A 17,778-nucleotide genomic window follows, 5' to 3' on the forward strand; every position below is an offset into this window, starting at 1 on the left:
TCCACCCCGCGATTCAGGCCATTCCCGTTAGAGGGCGCGCTGCCACTCCATACCTCCCCAGGCGGGGCGGAAACCCATCGCCTCGTTGATGGAGATCATGTAGCCGTTGCTGGCCGCGTTCCACGTCGTGATCCGGGCGATGGCCGGGTCCTCCTGACGGGCCCGGCGCAGGTTCTCGACCTTCGCGATGGTGCCCAGCCGGTGGCCCCGATGATCGGGATCGACGAGGGTGATGAACTGCAACGCCTGCCCGTTGGTCAACTCGGGATCGAGACAGATCGTCGTCCAGGCCACCAGCTTGCCCGACGCCTCGTGCACCAGGCCCGTGTGGACGGTCTGGCGGCCGCGTACGGTCAGCGACGCCTCCCGTTCCCGGACGCGGTCGGCGGTGACCTTCTCCGGCTCGAGCTCGAGGTCGCCGGTCGGGGCGTCGGAGAACAGCCGCCCGTCGAGGTACGCGACGTCGTCGATCAGGTCGTCGGGCGGCACGCCCAGCCACTGCACGACGCGGTAGCCCTCGGCTTTGGCCCAGGCCTCGGCGAGCATCCGGTCGAGGGCCGCCTCGTCGACCTCGGCGACCGCCAACTGACGGGCGATCTCGGGCAGGGCCGGCTCGAAGCCCAGCGACCGGGCGAAGGCCGCGGGCGCGGCCGGCGCGGGCGGGCACCCCTCGACGTCGTACATCGTGGCGCAGTGCAGCTTCGTCCGGCCCAGCTCCTGAGCCCGGCGGACGGCGTACGCGAACAGTTGGCGGCCGAGCCCCCGGCGCCGGAACTCGGGCGCCACGATGACGTCGACATTGGCCATGTCGGTGTTCTCGAGCACCGGGGCCTCGATGCGGACCAGCCCGACGGCGGTGCCGTCCAGCCGGGCCAGATAGCGCTCGCCGATCTGACCAGGGAACGGATCGGTGACGAAGCAGTCGAAAGCCCGCCGGGAGAAGACCGGGCCGAGTGGGTTGTCCACGGTGATGGCCGCTCGATACACGGGGTACGCGTCATCGTGGTCGGCCAGGGTGGCGAGGGCGATGTCGAGACTCATCCGCCCAGCATGTCCGACGGGTGCGACAGCCGCAGCCGGGTTTTACGCACCCGCCGGACAGCGGTGGTCAGTGGGCAGCGGCGGCGGCCCGGCCGGACTTGAGGTACAGGCCGGCGGCCATCAGCAGCGAGCCGATGACGTACGCGACGATCACGTTCGACATGCGGTAGCTCAGGAAGTTCGCGTCCGTCCGCATGATCAGCAGGCCGACCGTGCCGACGGCCATCAGCGCGCACCCGAGGAGGAAGCTGATCGTGCTGTCGACGTTGCGGCCGATCAGCAACGCCAGCAGCATGACGACGCCACTGCCGACCATCAGCAGGGCGTGCCCCGGGTTCATGCCCAGCAGGCCGAGCACCTTGCTGTCGTTGGCGGCGAAGTACTCCTGCGACGAGGTGCTGAAGTAGCCGATCGCTCCGATCAGGACAGTCACCGCCGAGGCGACGGCCGCGATCGTCCGATAGACCGGACGCAGGGGGTGGTTGACCGGCGCGTGCTTGAACATCTCGCACTCCCGAGTGAGGGTGAGGGGTGTAGCCGGCCGCGCGAACCGGGTTCGCCCGGGCCGTACGACAGACGCCGAGCAGGGTACAACGGGACGGTTCAGCCCTCGGAGACGGTCTCCGCCAGGGTGAGCCACTCCTCCTCCAGTGCCTCGCGCTCGGCGAGCAGCGTCCGCAGCTCGGCATCGAGGCTGGCCACTTTCTCGTAATCCGTCGCGTTGTCGGCGAGCTGCTTGTGCAGCTTGCCCTCGCGCTCGCTGAGCTTGCTCAGCGCCCGCTCTACGCGTACCAGTTCCTTCTTGGCGGCCCGCAGGTCCCCCGCGGCGGAACCAGTCCGATCGGATTTGACCGGCGCGAGCGCCGCCGGTTGCGCGAGGCCCGGGGACCGGGCGAGATACTCGTCGATTCCGCCCGGCAGGTGGGTGATCCGGCCGTCGCCGAGCAGCGCGTACGCCGTCTCGGTGACCCGCTCGACGAGGTAGCGGTCGTGGCTGGCCACGATGAGCGTGCCGGGCCAGCCGTCGAGCAGGTCTTCGAGCGCGGCCAACGTGTCCGTGTCGAGGTCGTTGGTGGGCTCGTCGAGGATGAGCACGTTGGGCTCGGCCGCCAGCAGCCGCAGGAGTTGCAGCCGGCGCCGCTCGCCGCCGGACAGGTCCTTGACGTAAGTCCACACTCGACGGTCGGTGAACCCGAACACCTCGGCGAGCTGCGTGGCGGACAACTCCTTGTCACCGACCTGCACCCGCTTGGCGACCTCCTCGACGGCCTCCAGCAGCCGCAGGTCCCCGGGCAGCTCGGCCAGCTCCTGCGACAGGTACGCGATTTTCACCGTCTGTCCGGTGAGCACCTGGCCGGAGGCCGGCTGGAGCTGCCCGGTCAACGCCCGGAGCAGGGTCGTCTTGCCCGCGCCGTTCGGGCCGAGCAACGCGATGCGATCGCCGGGGCCGACCCGCCAGGTGACGTCGTCGAGGATCTTCTTCGGGCCGGCGTACAGGGTGACGTTCTCCAGGTCGAAGACCTGCTTGCCGAGGCGCGCGGTGGCCATCCGGGCCAGCGACACCGAGTCGCGGACCGGCGGCACGTCCGCGATCAGCGCGTTCGCGGCATCGATGCGGAACCGCGGCTTACTCGTCCGCGCCGGCGCGCCCCGGCGCAGCCAGGCGATCTCCTTACGCAGCAGGTTCTGCCGCCGCTCCTCGGACACCTGCTCGCGGCGTGCGCGTTCCACCCGGGCGAGGGTCCAGGCCGCGAAGCCGCCGTCGTACGCGCGGACGGTCTGGTCGGCGACCTCCCAGATCCGGGTGCAGACGGCGTCGAGGAACCAGCGGTCGTGCGTCACGAGCACGAGCGCGGACTTCAGCTTGGTGGTGATCCAGTCGGCCAGCCAGCCGATCCCGGTGATGTCGAGGTGGTTGGTCGGCTCGTCCAGGATCAGCACGTCGCAGTGCCGGATGAGCAGCGCGGCCAGGGCGATCCGGCGGCGCTCGCCACCGGACTTCGGGCCGATCGGATCGTCGAGCCCGATGCCCGGCATGCCCAACCCGTCCAGCACCGTACGCACACCGGCGTCGCCGGCCCATTCGTGCTCGGCGGCGAACCCCTCGTCGAGCCAGGCGGTGCCCAGGACGACGTCGCGTACGGTGATCTCGCCCGGCAGGTCCAGCCGCTGGGGCAGGGTTGCCACCCGCAGATCACGGCGGTGCGCGACCCGGCCGGTGTCCGGCTCCTCAGTCTTCGCCAGAAGTTTGAGCAGGGTGCTCTTGCCTGCGCCGTTGAGCCCGACGACGCCGATCCGGTCGGATTCGTCCAGCCCGAGCGACACGTCCGTCAACAGCTGCCCGGCGGTGCCGTAGCCCTTGCCGACCCGGTCGAGATTGATGATGTTCGCCATTACGTCCCGCTCTCCCCGTTGATCATGGAGTTAACTGTGGTCTCGCCGGTGTGTCAGGGGTGCGTACTCCATGATCAAAAAAGATGGTGGGGTGGGGCCCGGCCGGTGGGTTAGATGGCGCGGGCGCCGATGACGGGGCCTTGCGCAACGCGGACGGCCCGGCAGACGCCGGCCTTCTCCAGCCCGGCCGCCACCTCGCCCGCGTGATCGGCGCTAGATGCGAGGAAGACACAAGTGGGGCCCGAACCGGAGACCAGGCCCGTGAGCGCACCCACTTCGGTGCCCGCCCGCAGCACCTCGCCCAACGCCGGGCGCAAGGAGATTGCGGCTGCCTGGAGGTCGTTGCCGAGCGCGGCGGCCAGCACGGCCGGGTCCCGCTGCCGCAGCGCCGCCATCAGGTCATCGGTGTCGCCCAGCGGCTCGGGCGCCTCGCCCGCCAGCCGCAGCCGGTCCAGCTCCCGATAGACGTCCGGAGTGGACAGACCGCCCTCGGCGAGACCGAGCACCCAGTGCCAGGTATGCGCCCGCGCCAGCACCGGGCTCACCGCCTCACCCCGGCCGGTGCCGAGCGCGGTGCCACCGTGGATGAGGAAGGGCACGTCGGAGCCGAGCGACGCGGCGAGCCGGGCCAGTTCGTCGCGCGGCACACCGGTCCCCCACAACGCGTCACAGGCGACCAGCGTCGCGGCGGCGTCGGCCGAACCCCCGGCCAGCCCGCCCGCGAGCGGGATCTGCTTGCGCAGGTGCAGCCGCGCGTGCGCGTTGACCTTGGCGAACTCGGCCAGCGCGTGGGCCGCCCGGATGATCAGGTTGCTGTCGTCGAGGGCGAGCGAGCCGGCGCCCTCGCCCTCCATGGTGAGCGTGAGCGTGTCGCCCCGGCGTGCGGTCACCTCGTCGTGAAGGGAGATCGCGTGATAGACCGTGCGCAGCTCGTGGAACCCGTCGCGGCGCAGCGGGCCGACACCCAGATGCAAGTTGATCTTCGCCGGAACGCGCACCTTCACGGTGCTGGGCAACGGCCGGTCCTGCTCGTCGTCATCCGGCCACCACGCTTCGGTCACCGGGCAACCCTACCGTCTGACTCCGCTTCCGGCGGTTCGCTCACCGCGGTCCGCCGGGCGGCCGCGATCGCGGCGAATTCCATGACCGTCAACGATTCCCCGCGCGCCTGCGGGTCGACACCCGCCGCTCGCAGGATTCGCTCGGCCACCGCCGAACCACCGGCCCAGCCGGCGAGCGCCGCCCGCAACGTCTTACGCCGCTGGGCGAACGCCGCGTCCACGACCGCGAAGACATCCTCCCGGGGAACAGCCGCCGGCGGCGCGTCGCGCAGGGTGAACGCCACCAATCCGGAGTCGACGTTCGGAACCGGCCAGAACACTGCGGGCGGCACCTTTCCCGCCATCCGTGAGTCGGCGTACCAGGCGAGTTTGACCGAGGGGATGCCGTAGACCTTGGACCCCGGCCCGGCGGTCAGCCGGTCGGCCACCTCCAGCTGCACCATCACCAGCCCGTGCCGCAGGCTCGGCAGGGTCGCGAGCAGGTGCAGCACGACCGGCACGGCGACGTTGTAGGGCAGATTGGCCACCAACGCGGTGGGCGCCGGTGTGAAGTCGGCCACCGTGGTCTTCAATGCGTCCCCGGCCAGCACGGTCAGCCGGTCCTTGGCTTCCGGGGCCTGCACGGCGACAGTCTCCGGCAGCGCGGCGGCGAGCACGGGATCGAGTTCCACCGCGTGCACCCGAGCGGCGGTCTCCAACAGCCCCAGCGTCAGCGAGCCCAGCCCGGGGCCGACCTCGAGCACCACGTCGTCCTCGGTCAACCCGGCCGCCGCCACGATGCGCCGGACCGTGTTGGGGTCGTGCACGAAGTTCTGCCCCAGCTTCTTCGTCGGGCGTACGCCCAGCTTGGCGGCGAGGGCGCGGATCTGCGCCGGCCCCAGCAGTCCGGTCATAGTCGATCAGCCTACGGCCTCACCAGGGCCTGTTCACCAGGGGCCGAACACGCGCTCCCCGGTCGCCGAGATGCCCTGGCAGACCTCCTCGACCGGCAGCCCCTTCGCCTCCGCCAGCCCGCGTACGGTCAGCGGGATCAGGTAGGAGGCGTTCGGCGCACCCCGATGCGGCATCGGCGTCAGGTAGGGCGCGTCGGTCTCGACGAGCAGCTGCGACGGCGGCGTCAACGCGGCCGCCTCCCGCAGGTGCGGCGCGTTCTTGAAGGTCACCGTGCCGGCGAAGGACAGCACATACCCCCGGCGTACGCACTCGGCGGCGAAGAAGACGTCCCCGGAGAAGCAGTGCAACACCACGGTGTCGGGCGCGCCCGCGTCGTCGAGCACCCGCAGGACGTCGGCGTGCGCGTCGCGATCATGGATCACCAGCGCCTTTCCGGTGCGCTTGGCGATCTCGATGTGCCCCCGGAAACTGTGCTCCTGCGCCTTGAGGCCGTCTTCGCCGGTCCGGAAGAAGTCCAACCCGGTCTCGCCGATCCCGCGTACGCGCGGCTGCCCCGCGAGCGAGTCGATCACGGCGAGCGCGGCGTCCAGATCGGCCAGCCGCGGAGCCTCGTTGGGATGCAGGGCGACGGTCGCCAGCACGGCCGGTACGCGTTCGGCGAGCGCGGCGCTCCACTGGGACGAGGTCACGTCCACCCCGACCTGGACCAGCCGGTCGACGCCGACCGCGCGGGCCGCCGCGACCTGATCCTCGACCGACCATCCCGACCCGTCGGACCCGACGATCTCACTCCTGTCGCCGACAGCCGTCCTCCCAGCGTCAGCACCGGCCTCGGTCGAGCGGCTGCCGGCGACGATCTCGCTCCTGTCGCCGGCAGCCGTCCTCCCAGCGTCGGCACCGGCCTCGGTCGAGCGGCTGCCGGCGACGATCTCACTCCTGTCGCCGACAGCCGTCCTCCCGGCGTCAGCACCGGCCTCGGTCGAGCGGCTGCCGGCGACGATGTCCAAGTGAACATGGCTGTCGAGGACGGGAAGCGGCAGCGCGGACGGCGCTTCTGGAGCGGGACGTTCGCGGCGGTCGGCGGCGCGGCGGCTGCGATCACTCACGCTGCGATCCTAACCTTCCGACCGCCGTTGCCATGATCGGCGGCGGCCGACGATCAGCCCGCCGAAAGCGCCATGATCGGCGGCAGCCGACGATCATGGCAACGACAACCCGCAAGATCGGCGGCGGCCGACGATCAGCCGCCGGAAGAGCCACGAACGGCGGCAGCCGACGATCATGGCAACGACAACCCGCAAGATCGGCGGCGGCCGACGATCAGCCCGCTGCCAGCACCACGAACGGCGGCAGCCGACAGGATGGCGAGCGTCAGATCTCGTAGTAGAGGTCCATGTCGTGCACTTCGGTGAGTTCGGCGACCGGCGCCCACACCTCGTAGACGCCGCGCTCCTGGCATTGGGCTCCGGTCGCGGCCACGGTCACCGCATCGGGGTCGGAGATCCGCAGGCGCGCCCAGTCGCCCTCGGCTCCGACGCCGGTGCAGAGGACGCCGCGCCAGCGGGCGTACCGGGTGCGACGGGCGAGCGAGTCGACCGGGAACCGGGCCGCCCGCGACATCGCCAGTACGCGGAACGTCTCCGGCGGGTCGGCGACCGCGTCGTGTTCGGCCTCTTGGAACCGGCCCACGAGGCGGCTGAACGCGCGCTCGCCGTGCAACGGGTGGTATTCCTGCTCGGGTGCGACGCCGGGCAGGCCGTAGAGCAGCGGCCGCCACTGCGGACCGGCCAGGCGCAGCCAGCCGCGCTGCTCCGGTTGATAGGTGTAGAGGATCGCCTCGGACCCGTCCGGCGTGTACGCGATCAGCGAGGCGTTCGCGGTGAGCGGCAGGTCGGCGAAGTCCGCCGTGTGGAACTCCGGGATGAGTTCGGTGCTGCTCGGGGCGAACCCCGTCCCCAGCACGGGCGGGCCGACCCGTTCGTGGGCGGGGATGGCGCTCAGACCGCCACCGGCTTTCGGGTACGCGTAATCAACCGGGTCGACCGCGCGCCATCGCAGGACGAAGGTGACCGGGGCACTCGGATCGGCGCCGAGCACCGACCAGTCGCCCGGGCTACGCAGGGACGCGGTGTCGTAGCCGCGATAGCAGAATCCGGACACGACGGCGCCCCGCAGCACTCCGGCGACGGCGCGGGCGGGCAACGGTTTGACCATCCGGGTGCCCCGCCGGACGACAGCGGTGGCGCGGACTGTCTCGATCAGCTCGGCGTCGACGCCGCGCGCATGCTGCTGGCTGAGCCGCTGGATCCTTTCCCAGCTCACCTCCCGGCTGAGCGGAACGAGCATCGGCCCGTCCAGCTCACCCGGGGAGATCACGGAGTGATCGACAATCGTCACAATCAGCGACCGTAGCCCCCGAAGGTGAACGGAGCGTGACCGTCGCCGGAAGGGTCAGCCGGCCAGCCGGGCCAGCTCCTCCTCCACGATCGACGGGTCCAGCTTCTTGAAGACCGGGGTCGGCGGCTTGAGCGGCGTACCGGCGACGATCGGGACCGTCTCCCACTTCGCCCCGTCCGTGTAGTCCCCGGTCAGGATCGGGTACGCCGGCCCGCCGTCCAGGTCGTCGACCTCGACGATCTGCGGCATCGGGGCGTGGACCCCGGTCCCGCCGAGCAGCTCGTGGATCTGCTGGGCGGCGTGCGGCAGGAACGGCGTGAGCAGGGTGTTGCAGTCGCGAATGACCTGCAACGCGACGTGCAGAACCGTGCCGAGCCGCGCGCGCTCGTCCTCGCCCTTCAGCTTCCACGGCGCCTGGTCGGAGAAGTAGCGGTTGGCCTCGGCGACGACCTTCATCGCCTCGGAGATGGCCTGCTTCTGCCGATGGTGCTCGATGAGGTCGCCGACCGTCTGGAAAGCGTTTCGCGACAGCGCCAGCAGCGCCTCGTCCTCCGGGGTCAGCGGACCGGCCGCCGGGATCTCCCCGAAGTTCTTCGCCGCCATCGAGATCGCTCGGTTCACCAGGTTGCCCCAGCTCGCCACCAGCTCGTCGTTGTTCCGCCGGAGGAACTCCGACCAGGTGAAGTCGGTGTCGGTGGTCTCCGGTCCGGCCACCGCGATGAAATACCGCAGCGCGTCGGCGTCGTAGCGCGACAGGAAGTCCCGGACGTAGATGACGACCCGGCGCGACGAGGAGAACTTGCGGCCCTCCATGGTCAGGTACTCGCTGGACACGACCTCGGTCGGCAGCGACAGCTCGCCGAACTCGCCGGGCTTGCCGCCCTTGGTGCCCTGCCCGTTGTACGCCAACAGCTCACCGGGCCAGATCTGCGAGTGGAAGGTGATGTTGTCCTTGCCCATGAAGTAGTAGGACCGCGGGTTCTCCACCGCCGCCCACCACTTCTTCCACGACTCCGGGGTGTCGCCGAAGCGGCGGGCCCACTCGACCGAGGCCGAGAAGTAGCCGATGACGGCGTCGAACCACACGTACAGCCGTTTGGCGGGGTTGTCCTCCCAGCCGGGCAGCGGCACCGGGATGCCCCAGTCGATGTCGCGCGTCATCGCCCGGGGGCGGACGTCGTCGAGCAGATTCAGGGAGAACTTCAAGACGTTCGGGCGCCAGCCCTGCCGCGTACGCAGCCAGTCGCCGAGCGCGGGGGCCAGGGCGGGCAGGTCGAGGAAGAAGTGCTGGGTCTCGATGAACTGCGGCACCTCGCCGTTGATCCGGGAGTGCGGGTTGATCAGGTCCTCGGGGTCGAGCTGGTTGCCGCAGTTGTCGCACTGGTCGCCGCGCGCGCTCTCGTATCCGCAGATCGGGCAGGTGCCCTCGATGTAGCGGTCGGGCAGCGTACGCCCCGTCGACGGGGAGATCGCCCCATGCGTGGTCTGCTCGAGCATGTAGCCGTTGTCGTTGACCGTCTTGAACAGCTCCTGCGCCACCTTGTAGTGGTTGCGCGTGGTCGTCCGGGTGAACAGGTCGTAGGACAGGCCCAACGCGGCGAGGTCTTCGACGATCACCCGGTTGTAGCGGTCGGCCAGCTCGCGTGGGGTCACGCCCTCCTTCTCCGCCTCGACCAGGATCGGCGTGCCGTGTTCGTCGGTGCCGCTGATCATGAGCACGTCGTGGCCGGCCATCCGCATGTAGCGGCTGAAGACGTCGGAGGGCACCCCGAACCCGGAGACATGGCCGATGTGGCGCGGGCCGTTGGCATAGGGCCAGGCGACCGCCGCGAGAACGTGACTCATGGAATAGAGCCTAGTAACCGAAGTGAGGGGGCACCTAACTGGATATCACTCTGTGCGACACGCGGGAGAATGTCCAGCTAGATATGGTTTTTTCGGGAAGATGATGTAGTGACCGGATCAACGGAGTTCGACGGCAACGCCGGTTCGCCGCCCCCGCGCCCGGAGGGCGAGTCGAATCCCTGGGCCGCGCACTGGTCCCGCCCCGAATCCGACACCGAGGCCGAGATCGAACCGGCCGGCCTGCCCGTCGTCGAGGTACCGGCCCAGTCGGTGGTCACGGTCACCGCCCCGGCCGCGCTTCGCGCCGTGCCGGTCGAGGCCGAGGCCTGGCCCACGCGCGAGATGATGGCCGGCCGCCAGGTCCGCGGTCACCGCCCGTCCGCGTCCCGTCCCGCCAAGCCAGACCAAGGGGTACGCACAGCGTCCGCCGTCGGCCTGGCGGGCCTCGTTCTCTTCGCGCTCCTGGCCGCGTTCTTCGCCTGGGTCACCGCCGAACCACTGTGGCTCGCGTTGGGCCACGGGCACGACGGGAAGGCCACCGCCATCCAGTGCGTCGGCAGCGGGGTCAGCCAGCGCTGCGTCGGCGACTTCACGGCCGACTCCGGTCTCACGGTCGAGCGGGTGGCCCTGCTCGGCGTCGACCAGCAGACCCTGCCCCGAGGCGAGCAGGCCCAACTCCTCGCGCGCATGGTCGGCTCGCACAGCGATCAGGCGTACGTCGGGGACGCGTTGCGCGGGCTGCACCTGCGCTGGGTCGTCAGCTTCTGCCTCGCCATGCTTTGCGGTCTCGGGATCGCCGTGAGCACCGGCGCGATCCGGTTCGGCGACCCGAAGGCCCGGCGGGCGGCCATCGCCACCAGCCTCGCCGCCCCGCTGCTGCTGATCATCGGCTTCCTCGCCGCGTCCTACTAGCGGGTGACCGCGGCGGCGTACACCTCTCGTTTGGGAACGGCGTGGACGGCGGCCACCGCTTCGATCGCGTCCCGGCGGGTGAGCCCGGCCGCGACCTGCTCGGCCACCAGCTCGCGGAGTTCGTCGTCGCTCGGCCTCGGCGTCTGCTGGGGTGCCGCCCCCGCGACGACGAGCGTGATCTCACCCTTGAACTGCGTCGCCGCTTGACTCAATTCGCCCAGCGGCGCTCGGCGTATCTCCTCATATGTCTTGGTCAGCTCGCGGCAGAGAGCGGCCGCGCGGTCGGGACCGAACGCGGCGGCCAGGTCGCGGAGCGCGGCCTCGATGCGATGGGTGGACTCGAAGAAGACAAGCGTGCGGGGCTCGGCCGCGAGTTCCGCGAGCCGGGCGCGCCGCGCGGAGCCGGTACGCGGCAGAAAGCCCTCGAAGCAGAACCGGTCGACGGGCAGGCCGGAGAGCGCGAGGGCGGTGGTGACCGCGCTCGGGCCGGGCGCACACGTGATCGGTACGCCCGCCGCCAGCGCCGCCGTGACCAGGCGGTAGCCGGGATCGCTGACGCTGGGCATGCCGCCGTCGGTGATCAGCGCGACGGTCGTGCCCGCCCGCAGCAGCTCGACCAGTTCAGGAGTACGCCGTTCCTCGTTGCCCTCGAAGTACGAGATCAGCTTTCCGGACATCTCGATCGAAAGGTCGCGGGCGAGCCGCACCAGCCGCCGGGTGTCCTCGGCCGCCACGACCTCGGCGGTGGCGAGCGTCTCGCGCAGACGTGTCGATGCGTCGGCCGGGTTTCCGAGCGGCGCGCCGCAGAGGATCAGCATGCTGACAGTATGGGCGAGCAGCTCACTGTCTGCCGGAACGGGCTTGCCAGGGCCGTCGATGGCGGAGCCACCGCCGGGCTAGATTTCAGCGCTACTATGCGCCCATGACGATTGCCCCCGAAGCGACCGCCAGCGCGCCGCAGCCGGCGACGCCGGACGCCCCGGCCGTCTCCGACATCCGGCAGCGCCTGCTGCCGATCGAGGTCAAGTTCGACCCGTGGGCCTGGCTCGCCATGGGCGTCGTCACCCTGATCGCCGGCATCCTGCGCTTCGTCGGGCTGGGCTCGCCGAAGGGCAAGATCTTCGACGAGATCTACTACGCCACCGACGCGCACAACATCTGGCGCCTGGGCTACGAGTGGGACGAGAAGGCGAACAGCGCCGGATATGTGGTGCACCCGCCCTTCGGCAAGTGGCTCATCGGCATCGGCGAGCAGATCTTCGGCTACAACGAGGTCGGCTGGCGCTTCTCCGCCGCCCTGTTCGGCACCGCCAGCGTCCTGATGCTGATGTTCGTCGCGCGGCGCCTGTTCGGCTCGATCGCCCTCGCCTGCGCGGCCGGGCTGCTCATGGCGTTCGACGGCATGCACTTCGTGCTGTCGCGGTCGGCGCTGCTCGACATGTTCCTCATGTTCTTCGTGCTCGCCGCGTTCACCTGCCTCGTCCTCGACCGGCAGCAGCGCCGGCGGCGCTGGGTGAAGTTCATCGAAGCCGGCGGCGACCCGGCCGGACGCGGCCGGGCGAGCCGCCCGTCGTTCGCCGTGCCGTGGTGGCGGATCGCCGCCTTCGCCATGATCACCCTCGCCTTCAGCGTCAAGTGGAGCGCGATGGCGTTCGTCCCGATCATGGTGATCCTCGTCTACTGGTGGGAGATCGGCGCTCGCCGCGTCGCCGGCGTACGCCGCCCGATCGTGGACACCCTGCTCGACGAGACCGGCTGGTTCCTGGTCATGCTGGTCTTCGCATTCTTCCTCTACCTGTCCACGTGGAGCGGCTGGCTGCTCACCGACGGCGGCTACAACCGGCACTGGCTGCGTGACACCGGTGGCACCGAACTCCCCGTCCTGGGCGCGCTGCAGAACCTGTGGCACTACCACCAGATGGCGTACGACTTCCACATCCACCTCGACGACGCGCACACCTATCAGTCGTGGCCGTGGCAGTGGCTGCTGCTGGCCCGCCCGGTCGCGTTCTACTGGTCGAGCAACGACCCCTGCGGCAGCGGTAACTGCGCCGCCGAAGTCGTCCTCAACGGCACCCCGGCGCTGTGGTGGGCCTTCCTGCCCGCCCTGGCCGCGCTCGTCTGGCTGGCCATCTCCCGCCGCGACTGGCGGGCCGGCGCAATCCTCGGCTTCATCGCGATGGGCTGGCTCCCCTGGTTCTACTACGAGCTCGACAACCGCACGATGTTCTTCTTCTACGCGCTGCCGATCGAGCCGTTCCTCATCCTCGCCGTCGTCTACGTCCTCGGCGCGATCATGGGCCCAGGCAAGGACGGACTGCCCGACGAACGAAGGCGGATGACCGGAGCAGTGATCACCGGGGCGTTCGTGCTGCTGGTGGCGCTGAACTTCGCGTACTTCTATCCGATCTTCACCGGGCAGTCGATCCCCTACGAGTCCTGGCTCCACCGCATGTGGCTAGGCAACCGCTGGATCTAGCCGGCTCTCCCCCCGCTTGTTCCTGCCCCGCTTGTTCCTGCCGATCATGAACTAACGGTCGTGATCGACCGGCGTGTCGTGTCCCCGCGACCCTGATCAACCCCCGTACGCCCTGATCGACTTCGGTTGGGGCGTACGGCGCGTTATCCGGGATAACGCGGCCTCACGACGCGGCGAGACCGCGTTATCCCGGGATCCTGCCGGCGTACCGGGTCGGGCTGTCGGTCCTGGTTCCTAGCGTCTTCTCCATGAGCGCATACATCCATCCGGCGCAGGCGATCGTCCGCGAAGTGACCGGCCCCGATCGCACCGGCCAGATCTCCGCCTCACCCTCCGCCGACGGGCGCTGGGACTTCAGCCTGATCATCTGCGACACCGACGGGCAGGTCATGACCGACCTCACCGGCGTGATCGCGCCCTCCGACGTCTCGCTCGTGCTGACCGTGCTGCCGCTGGAGGTCGCCACCATGAGCGCGTGGGGCGGCGTACCTCCGATGGCGGAGCGGCGGCGGAAGCATCCCAACCTCTATACGAAGTGGACGGAGGCCGACGAGGCCGCGCTCGTCGAGCGGTTCGAGGCCGGCGAGGCGTACGACGACATCGCGGGCGCGCTCGGCCGGACGGCCGGCGGGGTGAAGGCCCGGCTGGTGCGACTCGGTCACCTCACGGCGAAGGAGGCGGGCTGGCCGATGGGCAGTCTGCGGGCGGCGGCCGATGCCTGAGGCACTGATCCGGGTGGCAGGATGGTCGGATGTCCTCGCTGATCATTCGCCCCGGAACCCTGGACGACGTCTTCACCGTGCTCCGCTTCATGGACGGGGCGACCGAGTGGCTGGTCTCCATCGGGCGTACCGATCAGTGGGGGTCGGAGCCGCATTCGACGAATCCGAAACGGATCGCCCAGATCGAGGGGTTCGCCCGCGACGGCGGGCTCTGGATCGCCGAGGCCGACGGCCGTCCGGTCGGCGCGCTCTCGGTCGGCGACGCTCTCCCGTACGCACCGCCGGCCGAGGAGCCGGAACTCTACGTCCAGCTGCTCATCTCCGACCGCACCGTCAAGGGCAGTGGCGTCGGTTCGGCATTGCTCGACCACGCCCGGGAGCTGGCGCGACAGCGCGGCGTCGGGTTGCTGCGCCTGGACTGCTTCGCCGGGGGCGAAGGGGCGCTGGTCCGCTACTACGAGGGGCAAGGCTTCACCCGGGCGCAGACGTTCTCGGTGGCCCAGGGCGACCGGGACTGGCCCGGACAGATCCTGACCCAGCGCCTCTGACCCAGAGAAGCCGCAGACCCGGCGGCTCAGAACCACAGGAACCGAGGACGCCGCGCGAACCGCGGACGTGGCAGGAACCGAGGCCACCGCGCGAACCGCGGACGTGGCAGGAACCGAGGACGCCGCGCGAATCGCGGACGCCGCGCGAACCAAGGACGCCACGCGAACCAAGGACGCCGCGCGAATCTAGGACGCCACGCGAATCTAGGACGCCACGCGAATCTAGGACTCCGCGCGAATCGGGGACGTGGCAGGAGCTAAGAGACCCAGCGCCGTCGGCCCGCCGCAGCCGTGGACCCGGCGGCGCTGAGCCACGGAGCGAGGGCTCAACCGGCAGCCGAGCGCTCCGCGACACTGGGGATCCCACGCGCGTCAGCCGGAGCCACAGACGTGGGTGACATCGCGAAGCTCCTGGACGCATTCGGCGCACTCCCAGTGACGGCAGTAGACCCCGCAGTCCAGGCACATAGACCAGGCGGGCCGCATCATCCCGTGCCCGGCGGGGCACGCCTGCACCCGGCCTCGCTGGCGAGGCGGATGACCGTACGGGAGCCAGATCTTCGCGCGTCCCACGGACGGAAACTATCGAACGGATGTTCGTCAGAGTCAAGGTGCGACACGCCCGCATCGAAGCGCCGGATCGCCTGGTGACGGTGGGTTTTGCGGACGTCACGGTGCGCCGCCGATTACCTAAGCCTTGACTTATATAACCTCCCCCTGAAATAGTCGGGAGGTGCACGCGTTCGACGTACTCGGCGACCCGGTACGCCGTCGGATCCTGGAGCTGCTCGCAACGGGCGAACAGGCCGCCGGCGCGGTGAGCACGACCATCCAGGCGGAGTTCGGCATCTCTCAACCCGCCGTTTCCCAACATCTCAAAGTGTTGCGGGACAACGGATTCACCACCGTCCGCGCCGAGGGGACGCGTCGCCTCTACGCGCTCGATGCGGCCGCCTTCGAGGAGGCCGACGAGTGGCTCAGTCGGTTCCGGGCGTTCTGGAACCAGCGGCTGGACGCGCTGGCCACCGAACTGGCTCGCGGCCAACGGGAAACCCGGCAACAGGAAGCGCCGCAACAGGAAGACCGGCAACGGGAGACCCGGCAACAGGAAGACCGCTGGGGCGAACCTGGTCAGCCAGAGAGCCGCCACCAGGAAGGTGAACGGCAAAGCGAACGGGAAGCCCTCCGACAAGGAGAACAGGAGCAAGCCAATGATGGACATCATCGCGGAACTCGCCGCCGTGCAGCGTGAGACGGGACGCCGGGCACTGCCCAACGGCGATGCCCGCACCGTCCGGCTGCGTCGGGCGTACAACGCGAAGATCGATGACGTCTGGGACGCGCTGACCCGCGCCGAACGGATCGTCCGATGGTTCCTGCCGGTGAGCGGCGATCTGCGCCTCGGCGGCCGGTACCAGTTCGAGGGCAACGCGGGCGGCGAGGTGCTGGAGTGCGAGGCGCCCGAGCGGCTGCGGGTGACCTGGTTCTTCGGTGAGCCCGCAGCGGGCGACGTCTCCGAGGTCGAGGTACGCCTGACGGAGGACGGCGACCGGACCATGCTGGATCTGGAGCACGTGGCCACCGTCGACCCCGAGCGGTGGGCGACATACGGGCCGGGTGCCGTCGGGGTCGGCTGGGAGCTGGGCCTGCTCGGTCTGAGCTGGGAGCTGACCGGCGTCGAGGCGTCGTTCGAGGAGCGGATGGCTTGGGGCGCCTCAGCCGAGGGCCGCGAACTCACCACCGGCAGCAGCGAAGCCTGGGGCCAGGCGTTGCTGGCGTCGGGCGCCACGCCCGAGGAGGCGGCCACGGCCACGCGCAACACGACGGAGTTCTACGTTCCACCGGAGAACGCCGAATAGAAAGATATCGTCGCGGTATGTTCCGCGATCCGTTCCCCATCTTCCTGACCGACGACATGGCGGCGATCACGGCGTTCTATCGCGACCTTCTCGGGTTCTCGGAGGCGTACCGGTTTCCTTCGTCCCCATTGGACGATCCCGAGTTCATCGTGCTGAGCCTCGGCCCGGCCCAGTTCGGCTTCGGCCGGGCCGGCTCAGTACCCCTGCACGGACGCATGCGCAGCCTCGAAACCGGAAACCGCGTCGAGGTCTGCGTGTACGCCGACAACGTCGACCTCGCCGTCGAGTTCCTGCGCGGAGCCGGCGTCTCGGTCCTCTCCGAACCGGCCGACCAGCCGTGGGGCGAGCGGGCAGCGTACGTGTCGGATCCGGACGGCAACCCGGTCCTCATCGTCGCCCGCATCTAAGCGCCGTCCGACCCGCCGCCCCGCCGCCCCGCCGCCCCGCCCCGGCCCGCCGCGGCCCGCCGCGCCCCCGGCCGGCCCGAACCCCGTTGATCATGGAGTTAACTGTGCTCTCGACGGTGTGTCGACGCCGGAAACTCCATGATCAACGCATCAGTGCCGTTGGTACAGTGGCGGAACGATGCCCGAATACGACCGTCTGCTCGCCCTCAGCCACCAGCTCGCCGACATCCACGACCGCCTCCGCGAACAGCTCGCCGACCTCGACACCGCGGCCGATCTGACGGCCCACTGCCTCGCCTTCTGCGACGCGCTCACCCGCCATCACTCGGCCGAGGAAGCCGGCGCTTTTCCGCGTATCGAGGCTGATCATCCCGAACTTCGCACGGTCGTGGCCGAGTTGCGCCGCGATCATGAGCTGATCGTCGAGTCTCTGCGCAAACTCGCGGCCGCGCCGACCAAGCTCGAACGCGACACGCTCGCCGCGCTGCTCGAAACTCATTTCACCTACGAGGAGCGCAAGCTCGCGGCGGCGCTCGACCACCTCGATCCCGGCCTCGGGCCCACCCTGCTGGGGTCCTGATGCCGACGCCCGAATTCATCCTCGCGCTCCGCGAGAAAATCGGTCACGACCTGCTGGTACGCCGAGAGGACAACGGTCGCTGGACACTCGTGACGGGTGCCTCGATCCCGGCGAGACGGCCTGCGTCGCCGACGCGTACGCCGATCGCCCCGAAGCCTGGTTCGCGACTAGCCGCTGATGACCGCCGGTCGGTAGTTCTGCGCCGCCGCCTGGAGGCCCCGGAGGTCGGCGGCATTCCGCTCAGCCTCCTCCAGCGAGGACGAACCCACCTCCGGAGCCTTCAGCCGGCCGATGCCGTCGACTTGCAGAACGGGCGCATAGAACGGCCTTCCGCCGCGAAGGAAGAGCTTCTCGCTGCCGATCGACTGAACAGCCGTCCACGCCACCAACCGGTTCGGTGCGGCGAAGCTGCGAACCAGCAGGCCGCTCTGATCGATGATCACGCCCAGCCGGAGCGTACGCCAGACGCCCAGCGCGCCGATCAGCGTCAGCGCGCATCCGAGGCCGACGCCGGGCCAGTTGCGGTCGGCGACGACATGGCCGTTCGCGAGGTAGGAAAGACCCGCCAGCGCGAAGACATCGGAGATGATCATGAACAGGGCCATCCGAATGCGCGGCCGCACCACAACGCGAGTCATC

General features: G+C 69.9%; 17 protein-coding genes and 1 pseudogene. 8 read left to right on the forward strand and 10 right to left on the reverse strand.

The annotated features are described in order from the left end of the window. Positions 1-27 precede the first annotated feature (27 nt). The 8 genes from HDA40_RS20135 to metG all read right to left on the reverse strand — a co-directional run bounded on the left by HDA40_RS20135 (position 28) and on the right by metG (position 9,632). Positions 28-1,041, reverse strand: a complete 1,014-nt coding sequence (locus HDA40_RS20135) for a GNAT family N-acetyltransferase (protein WP_253758135.1) — start codon at positions 1,039-1,041, stop codon at positions 28-30. A 67-nt stretch (positions 1,042-1,108) separates the two neighbouring features. Next, positions 1,109-1,546 carry a DUF4383 domain-containing protein gene (locus HDA40_RS20140; protein ID WP_253758137.1) on the reverse strand — a complete coding sequence of 146 codons (438 nt, stop codon included), beginning with the start codon at positions 1,544-1,546 and terminating at the stop codon, positions 1,109-1,111. A 98-nt stretch (positions 1,547-1,644) separates the two neighbouring features. Continuing rightward, on the reverse strand, positions 1,645-3,435 hold the full coding sequence (locus tag HDA40_RS20145) for an ABC-F family ATP-binding cassette domain-containing protein (RefSeq protein WP_253758139.1): 1,791 nt from the start codon (positions 3,433-3,435) through the stop codon (positions 1,645-1,647). A gap of 110 nt (positions 3,436-3,545) precedes the next feature. Beyond that, the gene (locus HDA40_RS20150; protein ID WP_253758141.1) at positions 3,546-4,496 is read right to left on the reverse strand and encodes a 4-(cytidine 5'-diphospho)-2-C-methyl-D-erythritol kinase; all 951 of its coding nucleotides are present in this window, start codon (positions 4,494-4,496) and stop codon (positions 3,546-3,548) included. Continuing rightward, entirely contained in the window at positions 4,493-5,389 is an 897-nt protein-coding gene (gene rsmA, locus HDA40_RS20155) for a 16S rRNA (adenine(1518)-N(6)/adenine(1519)-N(6))-dimethyltransferase RsmA (RefSeq protein ID WP_253758143.1), read from the reverse strand. Before rsmA ends, HDA40_RS20150 begins: the two co-directional genes overlap by 4 nt. 33 nt (positions 5,390-5,422) lie before the next feature. Continuing rightward, positions 5,423-6,496, reverse strand: a complete 1,074-nt coding sequence (locus tag HDA40_RS20160) for a TatD family hydrolase (RefSeq protein ID WP_253758145.1) — start codon at positions 6,494-6,496, stop codon at positions 5,423-5,425. A gap of 265 nt (positions 6,497-6,761) precedes the next feature. After that, complete coding sequence (locus HDA40_RS20165) at positions 6,762-7,787, reverse strand: hypothetical protein (protein WP_253758147.1); 1,026 nt, start codon at positions 7,785-7,787, stop codon at positions 6,762-6,764. A 54-nt stretch (positions 7,788-7,841) separates the two neighbouring features. After that, the gene (gene metG, locus HDA40_RS20170) at positions 7,842-9,632 is read right to left on the reverse strand and encodes a methionine--tRNA ligase (protein ID WP_253758149.1); all 1,791 of its coding nucleotides are present in this window, start codon (positions 9,630-9,632) and stop codon (positions 7,842-7,844) included. A 108-nt stretch (positions 9,633-9,740) separates the two neighbouring features. Here metG and HDA40_RS20175 point away from each other — a divergent pair, with 108 nt between their 5' ends. Then, positions 9,741-10,544 (forward strand): hypothetical protein, encoded by an 804-nt coding sequence (locus HDA40_RS20175; protein WP_253758151.1) that lies wholly within the window; start codon positions 9,741-9,743, stop codon positions 10,542-10,544. On the opposite strand, the gene rsmI is transcribed toward HDA40_RS20175, so the two are convergent. Beyond that, positions 10,541-11,362, reverse strand: coding sequence for a 16S rRNA (cytidine(1402)-2'-O)-methyltransferase (rsmI, locus tag HDA40_RS20180; RefSeq protein ID WP_253758153.1), 822 nt, complete (start codon positions 11,360-11,362; stop codon positions 10,541-10,543). The genes HDA40_RS20175 and rsmI overlap by 4 nt on opposite strands. Before the next feature lie 104 nt (positions 11,363-11,466). Here rsmI and HDA40_RS20185 point away from each other — a divergent pair, with 104 nt between their 5' ends. The 7 genes and pseudogenes from HDA40_RS20185 (at position 11,467) to HDA40_RS20215 (ending at position 17,139) form a co-directional block, all read left to right on the forward strand. Next, positions 11,467-13,023: a dolichyl-phosphate-mannose--protein mannosyltransferase gene (locus HDA40_RS20185; RefSeq protein ID WP_253758155.1), complete on the forward strand. Its 1,557-nt coding sequence runs from the start codon at positions 11,467-11,469 to the stop codon at positions 13,021-13,023. A gap of 248 nt (positions 13,024-13,271) precedes the next feature. Continuing rightward, positions 13,272-13,745 (forward strand): hypothetical protein, encoded by a 474-nt coding sequence (locus HDA40_RS20190; protein WP_253758157.1) that lies wholly within the window; start codon positions 13,272-13,274, stop codon positions 13,743-13,745. Between the two features lie 29 nt (positions 13,746-13,774). Next, entirely contained in the window at positions 13,775-14,293 is a 519-nt protein-coding gene (locus HDA40_RS20195; RefSeq protein ID WP_253758158.1) for a GNAT family N-acetyltransferase, read from the forward strand. Positions 14,294-15,026: 733 nt separating this feature from the next. Continuing rightward, a pseudogene (locus HDA40_RS20200) lies at positions 15,027-15,395 on the forward strand (ArsR/SmtB family transcription factor); the annotation flags it as partial. Between the two features lie 109 nt (positions 15,396-15,504). Beyond that, positions 15,505-16,152: an SRPBCC family protein gene (locus tag HDA40_RS20205; RefSeq protein WP_253758160.1), complete on the forward strand. Its 648-nt coding sequence runs from the start codon at positions 15,505-15,507 to the stop codon at positions 16,150-16,152. A gap of 17 nt (positions 16,153-16,169) precedes the next feature. Continuing rightward, positions 16,170-16,559, forward strand: coding sequence for a VOC family protein (locus tag HDA40_RS20210; protein WP_253758162.1), 390 nt, complete (start codon positions 16,170-16,172; stop codon positions 16,557-16,559). A 178-nt stretch (positions 16,560-16,737) separates the two neighbouring features. Then, positions 16,738-17,139, forward strand: coding sequence for a hemerythrin domain-containing protein (locus tag HDA40_RS20215; RefSeq protein ID WP_253758164.1), 402 nt, complete (start codon positions 16,738-16,740; stop codon positions 17,137-17,139). Positions 17,140-17,306: 167 nt separating this feature from the next. On the opposite strand, the gene HDA40_RS20220 is transcribed toward HDA40_RS20215, so the two are convergent. Continuing rightward, on the reverse strand, positions 17,307-17,777 hold the full coding sequence (locus tag HDA40_RS20220) for a hypothetical protein (protein WP_253758166.1): 471 nt from the start codon (positions 17,775-17,777) through the stop codon (positions 17,307-17,309). Position 17,778 lies beyond the last annotated feature (1 nt).

The organism is Hamadaea flava (assembly GCF_024172085.1).
Lineage (GTDB): Bacteria > Actinomycetota > Actinomycetes > Mycobacteriales > Micromonosporaceae > Hamadaea > Hamadaea flava.